At 62.0% G+C, this 14,431-nt stretch carries 14 protein-coding genes and 1 pseudogene; 4 read left to right on the top strand and 11 right to left on the bottom strand.

Annotated elements, in window-relative coordinates; translation table 11 throughout:
• Positions 1 to 346: 346 nt before the first annotated feature.
• Positions 347 to 1,462, bottom strand: coding sequence for a thermonuclease family protein (locus TX78_RS12385; protein ID WP_158644278.1), 1,116 nt, complete (start codon positions 1,460 to 1,462; stop codon positions 347 to 349).
• A 177-nt stretch (positions 1,463 to 1,639) separates the two neighbouring features.
• Here TX78_RS12385 and TX78_RS00905 point away from each other — a divergent pair, with 177 nt between their 5' ends.
• Positions 1,640 to 2,344, top strand: a complete 705-nt coding sequence (locus TX78_RS00905) for an MgtC/SapB family protein (RefSeq protein WP_044492830.1) — start codon at positions 1,640 to 1,642, stop codon at positions 2,342 to 2,344.
• A 238-nt stretch (positions 2,345 to 2,582) separates the two neighbouring features.
• Here the strand turns inward: TX78_RS00905 and valS are convergent, their stop codons facing one another.
• Positions 2,583 to 5,207 carry a valine--tRNA ligase gene (valS, locus tag TX78_RS00910; protein WP_044492831.1) on the bottom strand — a complete coding sequence of 875 codons (2,625 nt, stop codon included), beginning with the start codon at positions 5,205 to 5,207 and terminating at the stop codon, positions 2,583 to 2,585.
• A 94-nt stretch (positions 5,208 to 5,301) separates the two neighbouring features.
• Between valS and TX78_RS00915 the strand changes: the two genes are divergently transcribed.
• Positions 5,302 to 6,063, top strand: coding sequence for an SDR family oxidoreductase (locus TX78_RS00915; RefSeq protein WP_044492832.1), 762 nt, complete (start codon positions 5,302 to 5,304; stop codon positions 6,061 to 6,063).
• A gap of 134 nt (positions 6,064 to 6,197) precedes the next feature.
• Here TX78_RS00915 and TX78_RS00920 read toward each other — a convergent pair whose 3' ends face one another.
• The gene (locus TX78_RS00920; RefSeq protein ID WP_044492834.1) at positions 6,198 to 6,800 is read right to left on the bottom strand and encodes a mycothiol-dependent nitroreductase Rv2466c family protein; all 603 of its coding nucleotides are present in this window, start codon (positions 6,798 to 6,800) and stop codon (positions 6,198 to 6,200) included.
• Between the two features lie 92 nt (positions 6,801 to 6,892).
• Complete coding sequence (locus TX78_RS00925; protein WP_044492836.1) at positions 6,893 to 8,371, bottom strand: mycothione reductase; 1,479 nt, start codon at positions 8,369 to 8,371, stop codon at positions 6,893 to 6,895.
• A gap of 95 nt (positions 8,372 to 8,466) precedes the next feature.
• On the opposite strand from TX78_RS00925, the gene TX78_RS00930 reads away from it, so the two are divergent.
• Together TX78_RS00930 and TX78_RS00935 are read left to right on the top strand one after the other, a co-directional pair.
• A complete protein-coding gene (locus TX78_RS00930) occupies positions 8,467 to 8,796 on the top strand; it encodes a putative quinol monooxygenase (protein WP_044492838.1) in 330 nt (109 codons plus the stop codon).
• Between the two features lie 112 nt (positions 8,797 to 8,908).
• On the top strand, positions 8,909 to 9,712 hold the full coding sequence (locus tag TX78_RS00935; protein WP_044492839.1) for a ParA family protein: 804 nt from the start codon (positions 8,909 to 8,911) through the stop codon (positions 9,710 to 9,712).
• A gap of 97 nt (positions 9,713 to 9,809) precedes the next feature.
• Here TX78_RS00935 and TX78_RS00940 read toward each other — a convergent pair whose 3' ends face one another.
• The 7 genes and pseudogenes from TX78_RS00940 to TX78_RS14065 all read right to left on the bottom strand — a co-directional run.
• Positions 9,810 to 10,436, bottom strand: a complete 627-nt coding sequence (locus TX78_RS00940) for a MerR family transcriptional regulator (protein ID WP_044492841.1) — start codon at positions 10,434 to 10,436, stop codon at positions 9,810 to 9,812.
• Positions 10,414 to 11,118 carry a bifunctional nuclease family protein gene (locus tag TX78_RS14565; RefSeq protein ID WP_049897261.1) on the bottom strand — a complete coding sequence of 235 codons (705 nt, stop codon included), beginning with the start codon at positions 11,116 to 11,118 and terminating at the stop codon, positions 10,414 to 10,416. Before TX78_RS14565 ends, TX78_RS00940 begins: the two co-directional genes overlap by 23 nt.
• 58 nt (positions 11,119 to 11,176) lie before the next feature.
• A complete protein-coding gene (ftsR, locus tag TX78_RS00950; RefSeq protein ID WP_081652463.1) occupies positions 11,177 to 11,935 on the bottom strand; it encodes a transcriptional regulator FtsR in 759 nt (252 codons plus the stop codon).
• 74 nt (positions 11,936 to 12,009) lie between these two features.
• Positions 12,010 to 12,441, bottom strand: a complete 432-nt coding sequence (locus tag TX78_RS00955; protein ID WP_044492843.1) for an FHA domain-containing protein — start codon at positions 12,439 to 12,441, stop codon at positions 12,010 to 12,012.
• Positions 12,442 to 12,493: 52 nt separating this feature from the next.
• The gene (gcvH, locus tag TX78_RS00960; protein ID WP_044492845.1) at positions 12,494 to 12,880 is read right to left on the bottom strand and encodes a glycine cleavage system protein GcvH; all 387 of its coding nucleotides are present in this window, start codon (positions 12,878 to 12,880) and stop codon (positions 12,494 to 12,496) included.
• A gap of 92 nt (positions 12,881 to 12,972) precedes the next feature.
• Positions 12,973 to 14,214 (bottom strand): ABC transporter ATP-binding protein, encoded by a 1,242-nt coding sequence (locus tag TX78_RS00965; protein WP_044493478.1) that lies wholly within the window; start codon positions 14,212 to 14,214, stop codon positions 12,973 to 12,975.
• 17 nt (positions 14,215 to 14,231) lie between these two features.
• Positions 14,232 to 14,431 (bottom strand): annotated as a pseudogene (locus TX78_RS14065) (carbohydrate ABC transporter permease); the annotation flags it as partial.

Here is a 14,431-nt window from a genome sequence, read left to right on the forward strand (position 1 = left end):
GGGAGCGGAGTTCTCGGTCATGGAAGGTCCATCCTGCTTACGGTTGTGACAGTCGGCTGTTGTCTTCATCCGCAAGGACGCTGCGTGATGCGGCAACCCTACGGACCAGACCCGTGTAAGTCGCCGTACTTCAGCGCGGTACCACCTTGCTTGCCCAGCGCCGGTGGCTATGCGCCGCCGTCGTTGGACCTCTCCATGACTGCTGTGACGGGCTTACCCGTCCGGTTCTACTGAGGTCTGGTGCATCTGTGGACGCCCACGCCTGTTCTTCCGGAAGCTCGCCGGTGATAGCCGGGTCAACGCTGCTGGGAAAAGTCTACGTGATCCGGTCCTGGAGCTCGAACCCTTAGGGGCAGGGTCGCCAGTAGACCCCACCCGAGGCGAAACAGCGAGGCCCCGTGTAGCTCGTGGGAGCGTCCTTATGGACATGTCCTGGCGGCGCCCCGTTGTTATCGCGATTCGACGTGCCGGTCGAGGGGTTCGAAGGCGCAGGCGCCGGGTTCTGTGGAGCAGGGGCATGGTGGGAGGGCGACTGCGGCTGTCTCTGCAACTCAGCCTGCCGGTCACGTTCGGCCTGAGCCGCACGCTGTCTTTCAGCCTCCACCTGTCTTTCGTACTCCTGCTGAGCGAGCTGCTGGCGTTCCGCCTCTGCCTGCTCCTCTGCTGCTCTGCGTTCGTGCTCCAGCCTCTGCTCTTCTTCGATCTCTGCGACCCGTTCGCGCACGTCGTCGTCCCAGTTCTGGAGCGTGTCCAGTTGACGGTCCACCTCGTCTCGCGCGCTCTTGAGTTTGTGTTCATGTATCACCCATGATGGGGAATCCGCTGCGCTCTCCAACGCGTCAAAACTGGCTAGGAGCGCAGCAGCCAAGCCTGCGGCCAAAGCGGCTTCACCGATAAGACTCTTCAGCTCCTCGACGTCATCGGGATACTCTGCGGGAAGCTCCGAGATCGCAGTACTAGTAGCTGCGATCATGCCGGGGACTGTGCAGTCGATCTCTTCATCGAAGAGACCACGACCCGCCTCCTCCGCTTCGGCCTGAGCCGCCTCGACTTCCGAGAGGAATCGGCGATTGGGAGCAACATAGGATGCGACGCCGAGGCCTTCCCGTGCGATCTCCGCATTCACCAACACATCGTCTTTAAAGACCCCCGCGAGCGTACGCCCATACGAGTCCTGCTTTTCGGTATCGAAAGCCAACTCCACTACTTGGCCTTCGGGCAGCAGATCTTGCAAGAATTCTGTGGCCTCCGGCCCCAGACACTCAACCGCCTTGTCAGGGTGCTTTGTCTCGGGAGTGTCGACATTGAGCAAGCGGATACGCTCATCCTGACCGTCGACACGGACATCCAAGGTATCCCCGTCGATCACACGGATCACCGTCGGGGGCTCTCCAGCGCATGCCACTCCACCGACCAGCACCAATGCCAATAACAACGGGCCAACTACAAAGCGACGAGCCACGGCCCCTCCTAGAGTCAAAGAACCTAGATGTTATCTGCATATCGTAGGCCTGATACCGTAAAAACGGCGGCGCACCACAATTGCCGCACCGTCGCCGATAGAAACCGTGATCAGGAAAGTTCTTTGGCTTACCTACGCGCCCTGTTCCCGCCGGGGCTGAGGATCTAGGCTCCTGTCATGGATTTTGAGCTTCTGCCTGATTCGCTGCTGACTGAAGTGTTGCTGCTGATCTGTGCCTTTGTGCTCTCTGCTGTCATCGGTGTTGAGCGCGAGGTCCGCCAGAAGTCCGCTGGGGTGCGCACTCACATCCTGGTGGGTATGGGTTCGGCGCTCTTCACTTTGGTCTCCGCCTACGGGTTTTCGCACCTTCTGGGCGATGAGGTGATGTTGGATCCCTCGCGCATCGCCGCTCAGATCGTCTCCGGCATCGGGTTCATCGGCGCCGGCGTGATCTTTGTGCGGCAGAACATCATCTCCGGGCTGACCACTGCGGCCTCCATCTGGGTGACGGCCGCGGTGGGAATGGCCTGCGGAGCCGGTATGCCGGTGATCGCAGCGCTGACCGTGCTCCTCTACGTCGTGGCGGTCACCCAGGTCACCGCCATGGTGCGGAAGCTGCCCCAACATGGCCATACCCGGCTCTACTCGCTGCGCTACGCCGATGGGCACGGGATTCTGCGCGATATTCTCAGCACCGCCAGTGACTTAGGCTATGAGGCTGCGCTCGCCCACGCCAAGCGCCAGGGTGATCACAATCCGGTGGTGGAAGCCACCATGCGCTTCACCCGGCGGCAGCAGTCTGCTGATGAGGAGCTCTTCCGTCGACTCAGCGAGATCGACGGCGTCCAAGAAGTCCGCAGCGTCCCACAGGACCACGACTGAAGAGCGGGATCCTCGCAGGCGTTGCAACAACAGACGGGATAGACCGACCCAGACTGCGCCGAATCCCCTCCGATGTTGCGGTTGAGGACAAAAAGTGGGGCTTTCGCGCAACAACGGGTGGGATATCAAACTCCCGACGGCGGGGGCGCGGCTCTAGATACGACGACGGCGCCCCCGGGGAGACCAGGAGCGCCGTCGTCGTCATTTGGATGGGCCTGCTAGCACGCCCCGCTGCGGATTACTCCTCCTCGGCCAGTTCCACCTCAGTGACGCTGAGTTCCTGGGCACCGTCCTGGCTGACCAGCTCCAGGCTGCGCGCCCGGGTGGCACCGCGGACGTCATCCAGGGCGGCCTGAAGATGCGCCAGAGTCTCGGCCGCGCCGGTGATGCGCGCGGACAGGATCTCAGTGCGCTGCTTGACCTTCGCATCGGACTTGGCCCGGCGCAGACCTGAAAGCGCCTCGCCCACGGACCCGAGCATGGCTGGGTCGCCCTGGACGCCGTCGAGGTCGGCAGCCTGCGGCCATGCTGCGGCGTGCACAGAACCCGCACGCCACCAGCGCCAGACCTCGTCAGTGGCGAATGGCAGCACCGGTGCGAAGAGCCGCAGCAAGGTATCCAGCGTCGTGGCCAAGGCTGTGCGCACCGAAGCCTGGGCCTCCTCGCCGCGTCCGCCGTACGCGCGGTCTTTCACCAGCTCCACATAATCATCGGTGAAGCGCCAGAAGAAGGACTCGGTGACCTGCAGGGCACGGGCGTAATCGTAGTTCTCGAAATGGCTAGTGGCCTGCTCCACAACAGTCTTCAGTTCAGCCAACAGCGCCTGGTCCAGCGGCTCCAGAGAAGCAGCGTCAGCGCTGCCCGGTTTCAGGATATGCGCCTCGGTGACCCCCATACCCAGCGCAAACTTGGAGGCGTTGAGCAGCTTGATCGCCAGGCGGCGACCGATCTTCATCTGCGCCACTTCATAAGCAGTGTCCGCGCCGAGCCGTGCTGAGGCCGCCCAATACCGCACCGCATCGGTGCCGAACTGATCCAGCACATCGTTGGGGACCACCACATTGCCCTTGGACTTGGACATCTTTTTGCGGTCCGGGTCCAAGATCCAACCGGAGATCGCAGTGTTGGTCCACGGCACTGACTCGTGCAGGGAATGGGCGCGCACCATCGTGGCGAAGAGCCAGGTGCGGATGATGTCGTGACCCTGCGGACGCAGGTCATAGGGGAATACAGTGGTGAAGAGCTCGTTGTTGCGCTCCCACTGCCCGGCGATCTGCGGGGTGAGCGATGAGGTCGCCCAGGTATCGAGCACATCCTCTTCACCGATGAATCCACCGGGGACGCCACGCAGAGACTCATCAAATCCTGGTGCCGTCTGGGAGGCCGGGTCCACGGGCAGCTGGTCCTCAGTGGGCAGGATCGGGTTCTCGTAGTCCGGGTTGCCGTCCTCGTCCAGCCGGTACCAGACCGGGATCGGCACACCGAAGAAGCGCTGGCGAGAGATCAGCCAGTCTCCGTTGAGGCCTTCCACCCAGTTCTCGTAGCGGGAGCGCATAAAGCCTGGGTGCCAGTCGATCTCCTGGGCGCGGTTCAGCAGCTCCTGGCGGCGATCAGCGTCGCGTCCGCCGTTGCGGATGTACCACTGCCGGGAGGTGACCACCTCGAGCGGCTTATCGCCCTTCTCGTAGAAGTGCACCGCATGGGTGATCGACTTCGGCTCGCCGTCGAGAAGGTCCTTCTCGCGCAGCAGCTGCACCACGGCTTCTTTGGCCGAGTGCACGGTCTTGCCGGCCAGCTGCTCGTAGTTGGCGCGCCCCTCGTCGGTGGTGATCCATTCAGGCACCTCACGAGTGAAGCGTCCGTCGCGGCCGATGAGCGCACGGGTGGGCAGCTGCAGTTCGCGCCACCAGGTCACGTCGGTCATATCGCCGAAGGTACAGATCATGGCGATGCCGGAGCCCTTCTCCGGATCTGCCAGCCGGTGGGCTTTGACCTCCACCTCTACGCCGAAGAGCGGTGAGGTCACGGTCTTGCCGAAAAGCGGCTGATAGCGCTCGTCGTCGGGGTGGGCCACCAAGGCCACGCAGGAGGGCAGCAGTTCCGGGCGGGTGGTCTCGATGAAGACCTGCTCCCCCTCGGCAGTGGTGAAGGGATAGCGGTGGTAGGCGCCGGGGCGTTCCTTGGACTCCAGCTCCGCCTGGGCCACTGCAGTGCGGAAGGTGATGTCCCACAGCGTAGGGGCCTCAGCGGTGTAGGCGTTGCCGCTGTGCACATCTCTGAGGAATGCGCGCTGGGAGGCAGCCCGGGAGCTGTCCTCGATAGTGCGGTAGGTCTGCCGCCAATCCACAGAAAGTCCCAGCCGGGTGAAGAGGTCCTCGAAGACCTTCTCATCTTCGACGGTGAGCTTTTCACACAGTTCAATGAAGTTCTGCCGGCTGATCGCGTCCCAGTCGCGCTGATTCTTGGCGGGGGCCGCCGGGGGCTGGTAGTCCGGGTCGTAGGGCTGGGAGGGATCGCAGCGCACGCCGAAGTAGTTCTGCACGCGGCGCTCGGTGGGCAGGCCGTTGTCATCCCAACCGAGTGGGTAGAAGACGTTGTATCCGCACATGCGCTTAAAGCGCGCCATCACGTCGGTCTGGGTGTAGGAGAACATATGTCCCACATGCAGAGACCCGGAGGCGGTCGGCGGCGGAGTGTCGATCGAGTAGACCTGCTCGCGGGTGGTCTCGGGATTGAAGTGGTAGAGCTTCTCTTCGGCCCACGCAGCGTTGAGTTTGGCTTCCAGCCCCTCAAGGGCGGGTTTCTCGGGGACGTCTGGAGTTTTGGTGGTGGACGTGTCTGTGTCCTGAATGTTCTCGGCCATGGGTGCCATTCTGTCATGAGCGGCGGTGCCGGCTGGGCGCGTCATACACCAACGAGAACATCCCCGTTCGAGTTCCTGCCGCTACCCTTGGACCATGATTCAGGAACTCTCCACGCGCAGAGCACTTGTCACCGGCGCCTCATCAGGTATCGGGGCCGCCACCGCCCACCGGCTGACTTCAGAGGGATGGCAAGTCTTCGCCGTCGCACGGCGCACCGAGAAGCTGGAGCATCTGGCCGAGCAGGAGGGCATCATTCCGGTGGTCTGCGACGTGACTGATCCCGCGCAGGTGGCCTCGGCCCTGGAGAAGGTCACCGCTGAGGGCGGGATCGACACCCTGATCAACAATGCCGGTGGGGCGCTGGGCCTGGACACAGTAGCTGAAGGGGCCGCGGAGGACTGGCGTTGGATGTATGAGGTCAACGTCCTGGGCGCGCTGAATATGATCCAGACATTCCTGCCGATGCTGCGGGCCCATGGTGAGGGCACCATTCTGAACGTCACCTCCACCGCGGGGTTGGTCCCCTACGAGGGCGGCGGCGGATACAACGCGGCGAAGTTCGGTGAGCATGCGCTGACCGGAGCGCTGCGTTTAGAAGAAGCGGAGAACAACATCCGCGTCATCGAGGTGCTGCCGGGCATGGTCAAGACCGATGAGTTCTCGGCCAAGCGACTGCGCGGTGATGCCGCTGCTGCGGAGAAGGTCTATGCAGGTGTGGAGCAGCCGCTGGTGGCCGAGGACATCGCCGAGGTGATCGCTCACGCGGTGACCCTGCCGCATCACATCAACCTGGACCAGGTGGTGGTGCGTCCGGTGGCGCAGGCCGCCCAGCACAAGGTCATCCGCAAGCTCTGAGACTTCAGCGGGCCGCCCACGCTGCGGGCCCGCACCCTGAGGGCCGCACCTAGGGAATTGCGTAAAGAAACTGCCGGAACTCCCCCTGTTTTGGGGCGAGTTCCGGCAGTTTCTTTACGTTTTTCGGTGGAGGCTCAGTCGAACTGTGGGGACTCCGTGCGGCTGCGCTTGAGCTCGAAGAAGTACGGGTACTGAGCCAGCGCCACGGCGCCGTCGAAGATCTTCCCGGCTTCTTCTCCACGCGGGATACGGGTGATGACCGGGCCGAAGAAGGCGGTACCGCCGAAGGCCACGATGGGCGTTCCCACATCGGTGCCGACCTTGGAGATTCCGGCCGCATGCGAGGCACGCAGACGTTCGTCGTTCTTCTCGGTCTGAGCGTCCTCAAGCAGCGCGGCCTCGGCGCCGATGGCTTCAAGCGCCTTAGCGGTAGCGGAGATGTAGTCCTTATTGCCGTTGTTGTGGATTTCGGTTCCGGCAGCCGTGTAGAACTCGCCCACCTTCTCCTCACCATGGGCCAGTTCCACGGCAATTGCAGCCCGCGACGGCGTCCAGCGCGCCAGCTGCTCTGGGTCTTGTGCTGGCGAAGGGTTCTTGTCCTCATTGAGGACACCCAGGCTCATCACATTCCAGTGCACTTCAATATCGCGGACCTTCTCCACCTCCAGGATCCACCGGGAGGTCACCCAGGCGAAGGGGCACAGGGGATCGAACCAGAAATCAACGCGCTCAGCCATTGCAGCTCCTTAATCAGTTCCTTGTGATGAGGTTCATGCGGATGGTTCCATCAGTGACCAACCGCAGGCTCCTCGCTGTCATTCCGCTCTCCCTAGAGCGGAGCGTTCTCCGGTACCGGGACATCAAGGCCCAGCAAGGCGTTTTCGGTGACTTCCATCAGCGCCGGGTGGATCCAGTACTGGCCGCGGGCCACTGTGTAAGCATCCTGTCCGAAGCTCATGGCGTGGATGATGGGCTGGATCAGATTTGACGATTGGTAGCCCATAGCGTGGGCCCCGAGGATTTCACCGCTGCGTTTATCGGCGATGACCTTGAAGATTCCGTAGCTGTCCTCCATGGCCCAGCCGTACGCGGTATCCCCGTACTTCTGAGTCTTGGTCGTCACGTTCTCAGCGCCGATGGCTTCGTCTGCCTGAGCCTCGGTGAGCCCCACCTGCGCAATCTCCGGGTAGGAGAAGATCGCTGAGGGGATGGCATAGTGCCGCACCGGACGAAGGTTGTTCGGGTTCTCGAGGTTGTGGGCCACCACCCGTGCTTCATGGTTGGCAACGTGTTTGAGCATCGCTTCGGAGCAGATGTCCCCCAATGCGTAGAGCCCTTCCACCGGTTGACCCCCGGAGAGCACGCGCTGGTATTCGTCCACTGCAATCCGGCCATCGGAATGCAGATCCAGTCCGGCTTCTGCGGCTCCGACTAAGTCGCTGTTGGGCTTCCGGCCGATGGCCACCAGAATAATGTCCACCTCCAGTTCTTCTGCGCGCCCATCCGAGGTCACCAGATGTGCGCGGACGCCCTCAGCCCCTTCGCCTTGACCCGAGCTTGACTGCTCCAATGGTTCGACGGCGGCCAGGGTGCGCTGATACCGCACGCTCCAGTTCTTCTCGGCCTCAGCGGAATAGGCATCCGAGATATCGTCATCGAGCCGGGTCATCAGCCCCTGACTCCGGTTGATCTGAACCACGTCACTGCCCAACCCGGAGAAAATACCGGCGAACTCACAGGCGATATACCCACCGCCGACGATCAGAACCCGGCCGGGCAGGTCTTCTAAGCGCATGATGGTCTCCGAGGTATGGATCTGCGGCAGATCCATACCGGGAATATCCGGCAGGATGGGCCGGGATCCTGCGGCGATCACTAACTGATCGGCCTGCACCTCGGTATCGGAACCGCCAGGCTGTGTACGGAATGTCTTGGGCCCGGTGAGTGTGACCATTTCACTCAGCAGCGTGACGTTGTCCAGGTTCTCCCGATACTCACGCCCGCCTTCGGAGACGGCGTCGATGCGGGCAAAGATCCGGTCCCGAATAGCTGGCCAGTCTGCTACTGCCGCGCCGATGGTGACACCCACCTGGGCTGCCTCCTGCGGCACTCGGGACAGAGCTGAGGGCCGGACGTACATTTTGGTAGGAATGCAGCCCACATTCAGACACGTGCCGCCGAACGCTCCGGTGGCGCCGATGCCCTTATCGGCCAGCACCACCTGTTTGTCGTCCCAGAAGGGGGTGATCAGGGAGTTTCCGGAGCCTGAACCGATGATTGCCAGATCTGGACGCAGTGTGAGGGCCATACGCCCATCCTAGGACTGCCGAGCTTCATGAACGCCCACTATGTCTCATAGAGTGACATGACGAACCCATCCCCTGCCCACTATGAGGAGAAAAGATGATTTTCATTGCCGTGAAGTTTGAGACCAAGCCGGAGTTCGCCGAGCAGTGGCCTGAGATTGTTCGGGAGTTCACTGAGGCCACTCGCGCTGAGCCGGGCAATAAGTGGTTCGAATGGTCCCGCAGCCTGGAGAACCCGAATGAATATGTGCTGCTTGAGGCATTTGACGACGACGCCGCGGAACCCCATGTGACCTCCGAGCACTTCCAGAGGGCCATCTCCCCTGAGGGCCCCATGTACCAGGCGCTGGCCTCCACTCCGAAGATCGTCTCCCGTCAGGTTGAGGGCGATGGTTGGGATGAAATGGGCGAGATGAAGATCGACTAACACCTCCTTCGCGCGGCTGAGAGACAGCGCTCTGTCCAGCAGCTGATGCGTATTTGAAGGGCGCGCCCCCGTGGTCCACCACGGGGGCTTTCTTCATCCCTATGATGGAGGGGTGCAGATTCTGAGTGTGTCCAGTCTGAAAGGCGGGGTCGGGAAGACCTCGGTCACTATGGGCCTGGCTTCTGCCGCCCTCAACAGCGGCGTCAGGACCCTGGTAATAGACCTGGATCCCCATGCTGATGCCACCACTGGTCTGTCTGTGTCCCGCGGGGCCGGCCGTGAGGCGGGTTTGCTCCTCCGGGAAGCCCGCCGGGCGAATATCGCTGAGCATGCTGTCCGATCCGGTTGGGTAGATCTGCTGCCTGAAGACCAGCGCTCCTCTGCGGTGCTCGATGTGATTGTCGGCTCCGCGCTCTCAGCGACCTTTGACCGCCCGGATATCCGGCATAAGGATATGAAGCGCCTGAAGACGCTGCTGCACGGGCTGAGCGGCTATGACCTGGTTCTTGTTGACTGCCCGCCGTCGCTTTCTGGATTGACTCGTATCGCGTGGGCGGCAGCACACCAGGTTCTCCTAGTGGCGGAACCCAGCCTCTTCTCTGTGGCCGGCACTGAACGCACCATGCGCGCTATTCGCATGTTCTCCAATGAGTTCGCCCCGCAGCTGACTCAGGCCGGTGTAGTGGTCAATCGGGCACGGGCCGATTCGGTCGAGCACGAATACCGGCTACTGGAGATGGAGCGGCTGTATCAGGACAAGCTGATGCTCCCCGTTCTGGAGGAGAACCCCTCGTGGCAGCAGATCCAGGGGGCTGCCTACCCGGTTCACCAGTGGCCCAGCGACCAGGTACGCGATATGGCCAAGAGTTTTGATGAACTTTTGAAACAGCTGGTCCCAGCCAAAGCAATGCGCTGAAGTATTTCCTCAGCTGGCCTTCAGTAATGAACATCCTCCGGCTATGAAAAAAGGTCCCACCCTTTCGGGAGGGACCTTTTTTCATAGCCAGCGAGTGTTAAGACGCCTGCTGCCTGCGAGCCCGCAGTTCTGCTAGCTCGTCCTGAGCGTTCAGCGCCTCATCGCCATGGTGGACTGAAGCGTCCAGAACTGGGTTTAGCTGCTGTGTACGTTCGCGTGGGAGTTCAGCCAGGCTGCCTTCCACCTCACGCCACACTCGGCCTACGGCGATGCCGAAAACGCCCTGACCGCCCTGGACCAGGTCGATGACTTCGTCGGAGGACGTGCATTCGTAAACGCTCGCGCCGTCGGACATGAGAGTAATCTGCGCCAGATCTTCGACCCCGCGCTCACGCAGGTGCTCGATAGCCGCGCGGATCTGCTGGAGGGAAACGCCTGTATCAAGGAGGCGCTTGACGACTTTGAGCACCAGGATGTCCCGGAAAGAGTACAGCCGCGCGGAACCGGAACCGGCGGCGTTGCGCAGCGATGGCTCCACCAGCTTGGTGCGTGCCCAGTAGTCCAGCTGACGGTAGGTGATGCCTGCGGCCGCGCACGCCACCGGGCCCCGATAACCCATCTCTTCGTTGAGATCCGGCAGTCCGTCTACGAAGAGCGGCTCCTGGGCGGCTGCTGCTCTCGGCTGCGCAGTCTTGCGCGTCTCAGCGCTTGAATCCAGACTCACCGGTCACCTTCCGTACTCTACGTGCGCTGTGACAGCGCTCGTGCTTGCGATCTTTATCCAGTGTATCGGCGCAGGACCATAAAATGGCGTTAAGGTTTCTGCGCGTCGTATTACGAATTTTTAAAATCTTCGGGTCTCGCCTCATCCAAGAATTTATGGAACTGTCGGATCTCTTCCTCGGAGATCGGGCCCCGGCGGTTGGGCAGTCCTTCGTGGGCTCCTGCCGCTGCCGGGCTGTCAGGTTCTTGGTCCGCTCGAGTTGAGGGACTGTAGCGCGGTGAGACCGAGACTTCCAGAGAGTCTCCCGGCTCATGGTGACCGGGCAGTGCACCCGGACCGCCAGAGCCACCGCGTCAGAGGCACGTGCATCGAGAACCTGGCCCGTCCCCAACCGAATGCTGCCGAAGTAAGTACTGGGGTCCAGAAGGCCAAGTTCGATGGCGACCACTCCCCCGCCCAGAAGCTCTAGGCTCTCTGCCAGAAGATCGTGGGTCATGGGACGCACCGGAGTCTCCCCCTGCAGCGCACGAGCTACCGCGGCCGCTTCGGCGGGGCCCACCACGATCGCTACATGGTGCTTGAGGTCTTCTGGCGCTGCACCGCGCAGGATCAGCACGGGCTGGTTGCTGGGCAGTTCTACCCGTACACCGACCACACTGAGTCGAACCTGACGGTCATCCATAACTTTCAGTGTAGAGGTTGGTACGGCCCCAGCGGCACCCGTGGCCTTGCAGAGGGTGTCAGCTCTTGTCGATCTGTTCGACTGCCGAGTCCATGATGGATGCCCGCAGGTCCTTCAGCGACTGGAGCATCTCCTTCGAAGACTCCGCCACTCTGGCCCGCGCGGCTGCGTCTTTGCGTGCCGCATGTGGAGCCATAGCACGGGCGATCAGGTCCAGCTCGCTGTCGGCCGAGCGGCGAATGCCGACCAGATGCTTGGGCTCAAGGCCGTAGCGGGCAAGCACCCGAACAGCCTTGACGGCTTTGAGGTCGTGATGGCTGTAGTTGCCCTGCGCATCCGCCGTGATGATCCGGAACTTCTCCAGAGTATCCAGCATCCCCCGGGTCGCCCCGGAAAGTGCGCGCAGTTCCTTTCGGCTCATGGGCCTACTGCGTCCGGTAATAGCTGCAGCCATCTCACCGGTGACCTCGCGCGGGCCTACCGGGGCGGACTCAGGAAGCGCCTCCGGTGTTTCCCCGCGGTCAATGGCATCCATGGTCTGCTTGATGACATCCAGGGGCATATACCGGTCCCGCTGCAACGCCAGGATGAAGCGCAGCCGCTCTACATCTGCGGCACAGTACTTGCGGTAACCCGAGGGAGTGCGGGCAGGCTCTACGAGATCGCGTTCCTCCAAGAAACGCAGCTTGGAAGCGCTGAGGTCGGGGAACTCATGCTGAAGTTCGCGCAGTACCTCGGAAATAGTGAAGACATGGGTTTTGGCTGGGTCGCCGACGTCGGCCGCCGGTTTAGGCTCGCGTGCGGGTGAGGCACTCACTGCGTATCCTCTTTCGGGCTCAGGGGAAGGAAAGAAGTCAGCCCCAGAATAGCGTGCCGTCCAACATATCCCGGTTATTTGGTGCCGGAGTAGTAGGTGAGCCGGAACTTGCCGATCTGCACCTCATCGCCGGTCTTGAGTACATAGCGGTCAACCCGGTCGTGGTTGACGTAGGTGCCGTTGAGGCTGCCGAGATCCTCGAGCTCGAATCCGCCTTCAACACGCTGGAACTTCAGATGACGGCGCGACACTGTCACGTCGTCGAGGAAAATATCAGCCTCCGGGTGACGGCCTACAGTGGTCACTGTCTGATCAAGGAGGAACCGAGCGCCCTGATTAGCTCCAGAGTGAGCGATCAACAGGGCGGAGTCCTTGGGAAGGGCGCCGATGGCTTTGGTGTCCTGCTCAGAGACCTTCGCCTCTGTGGGGCTTCCCTGGGTAGGCGGGAGCGAAATTGATGTGGTTTCGCTGGCGCTTTCGTCGTGGCCAGGTCGTGTAGCTTCCACGGCGACCTCCTCTCAGATGTTGCTCTCGGGTCGGGTCACCACTATATAGCAGTCAGCCGACCTGCTGGGTGTAATCGTCAGCACTGAGAAGGCTATCAAGACCTGACTCAGCGGCGAGCTTCAGCTCGAAGAGCCAGCCGGCGCCGTAGGGGTCGGCGTTGATTGCTTGCGGCTCATCGCTGAGCGCTTCGTTGACTGCCACGATTTCACCGGCCACGGGTGCGTAGATGTCCGAGACGGACTTGGTGGACTCTACTTCTCCAACCACGTCGCCGGCGGCAACGGTGGAGCCCACCTCTGGGTGCTCCACGTAGACCACTTCGCCGAGGGCGTCCTGAGCGAAATCGGTGATGCCGATGCGCACCACACCCTCTGCCCCGGCCGGGGCCACCCACTCGTGCTCGGCGCTGTACTTCAGATCTGCGGGGATGCTGCTCATGAGGGTGTACTCCGCTCCTGGTTGGTGCCTGTGTATCTCCTCACAACTTAGCACCTCTGGGAGCGAATCCGGCACACCGCTGGCGGGAGGCGTCAGCTTCTAGAAGCGCGCTCCTGATCCTGTTTGCGTTCCTCTCGGGCCCGCTGAGTCAGCTCTGCACCAGCTTCTGCGTCACGGGTGAGGTTCTCCCCGGTGGCAGGGTCAAAGAGATGAATACGGCGAGTATCGATCCACAGATCGGCGACCTCTCCACCGCGCACCCGCGACATGGCGTCCACCGCCACCACAAGCTGGCTACGCAATTCATCTGCGTCCATCTCCTCGGCGAGGTTCTGCAGTGCTTCTGCCACCCGAGGGTCGTTCTCGTAGGACACATAGGCGTACTGCTCGTTGCCGAGCCATTCGGTGTGGCTCAGCTCAGCGGAGATCACCGAACCCTTCGAGAGCTGCGGCTCAGCCAGAGTGGCAGCATCTTCGAAGAACTCCGGACGTATACCTGCCAGGACGATGTCTCGCCCTTGGCCGGCGCGGGCAGTGTCTTCGCTCAGTTCGATGTCACCTAGCGGTGTCCTCAGCGTGCGGCCTTCCACGGTGCCGGGCAGGAAGTTCATCGATGGGGAGCCGATGAATCCTGCGACGAAGAGGTTCACCGGCTGTTCGTAGAGTTCCCGAGGGGAAGCGATCTGCTGCAGTTCGCCCTTCTTCAGGACGGCCACCCGATCGCCCAAGGTCATGGCCTCAGTCTGGTCGTGGGTGACGTAGACGCTGGTGGTGCCTAGTTTGGTCTGCAGCTGTGAGATTTCTGCGCGCATCTGACCGCGCAGTTTGGCATCGAGGTTGGAGAGCGGCTCATCGAAGAGGAAGGCGTTGGCGTCACGCACAATGGCACGGCCCATGGCCACGCGCTGGCGCTGGCCGCCGGAGAGGTTGCCAGGTTTGCGCTCCAGGTGTTCTTCGAGTTCCAGCATGGCCGCGGCTCGACGCACTTTCTCATCCACCTGCTGCTGGCTGAACTTCCCTTTGGCCAGTCGCATCGGGAACGCGATGTTCTCGTAGACGGTCAGGTGGGGGTACAGCGCGTAGTTCTGGAAGACCATGGCGAGATTGCGTTCACGCGGGGCCTTCTCGTTGACGCGTTCACCATCGATCAGCAGTTCGCCCTCGGTGATGTCCTCGAGTCCCACGATCATGCGCAGCAGGGTGGACTTGCCGCAGCCGGAGGGCCCCACGAGAATGACGAACTCGCCGTCCTCAATCTCGATAGACACATCGTTGACTGCCGGGTAGCCGTCGTCGTACTTCTTGACGATGTTCTTCAATGTGATTGATGCCATATCTAGATCCTTATCAGCTATCCCTTGACGGCGCCTTGGGTCAGGCCTGCGACGATCTGTCGCTGGAAGAGGAGAACAAGTACGACGACGGGGATGGTCACCACGATCGCCGCCGCGGAGATCGCCCCGGTAGGCTCCTCGAACTGTGAGGCGCCGGTGAAGAACGCCAGAGCTGCCGGCACCGGCCGGGCGGCTTCGGTGGAGGTCAGCGAAATGC

The organism is Nesterenkonia massiliensis (assembly GCF_000455245.1).
In the GTDB taxonomy this organism is placed as follows: Bacteria; Actinomycetota; Actinomycetes; order Actinomycetales; family Micrococcaceae; genus Nesterenkonia; species Nesterenkonia rhizosphaerae.

What these genes read in the sequence shown, in the direction of transcription:
- TX78_RS00905 (WP_044492830.1), top strand. Translation starts at nt 1,640, where the DNA reads ATGGATTTTGAGCTTCTGCCTGATTCGCTGCTGACTGAAGTGTTGCTG.
- TX78_RS00965 (WP_044493478.1), bottom strand. Translation starts at nt 14,214, where the DNA reads ATGGCATCAATCACATTGAAGAACATCGTCAAGAAGTACGACGACGGC.
- TX78_RS00915 (WP_044492832.1), top strand. Translation starts at nt 5,302, where the DNA reads ATGATTCAGGAACTCTCCACGCGCAGAGCACTTGTCACCGGCGCCTCA.
- gcvH (WP_044492845.1), bottom strand. Translation starts at nt 12,880, where the DNA reads ATGAGCAGCATCCCCGCAGATCTGAAGTACAGCGCCGAGCACGAGTGG.
- TX78_RS00920 (WP_044492834.1), bottom strand. Translation starts at nt 6,800, where the DNA reads ATGGCTGAGCGCGTTGATTTCTGGTTCGATCCCCTGTGCCCCTTCGCC.
- TX78_RS00930 (WP_044492838.1), top strand. Translation starts at nt 8,467, where the DNA reads ATGATTTTCATTGCCGTGAAGTTTGAGACCAAGCCGGAGTTCGCCGAG.
- valS (WP_044492831.1), bottom strand. Translation starts at nt 5,207, where the DNA reads ATGGCCGAGAACATTCAGGACACAGACACGTCCACCACCAAAACTCCA.
- TX78_RS00925 (WP_044492836.1), bottom strand. Translation starts at nt 8,371, where the DNA reads ATGGCCCTCACACTGCGTCCAGATCTGGCAATCATCGGTTCAGGCTCC.
- TX78_RS14565 (WP_049897261.1), bottom strand. Translation starts at nt 11,118, where the DNA reads ATGGATGACCGTCAGGTTCGACTCAGTGTGGTCGGTGTACGGGTAGAA.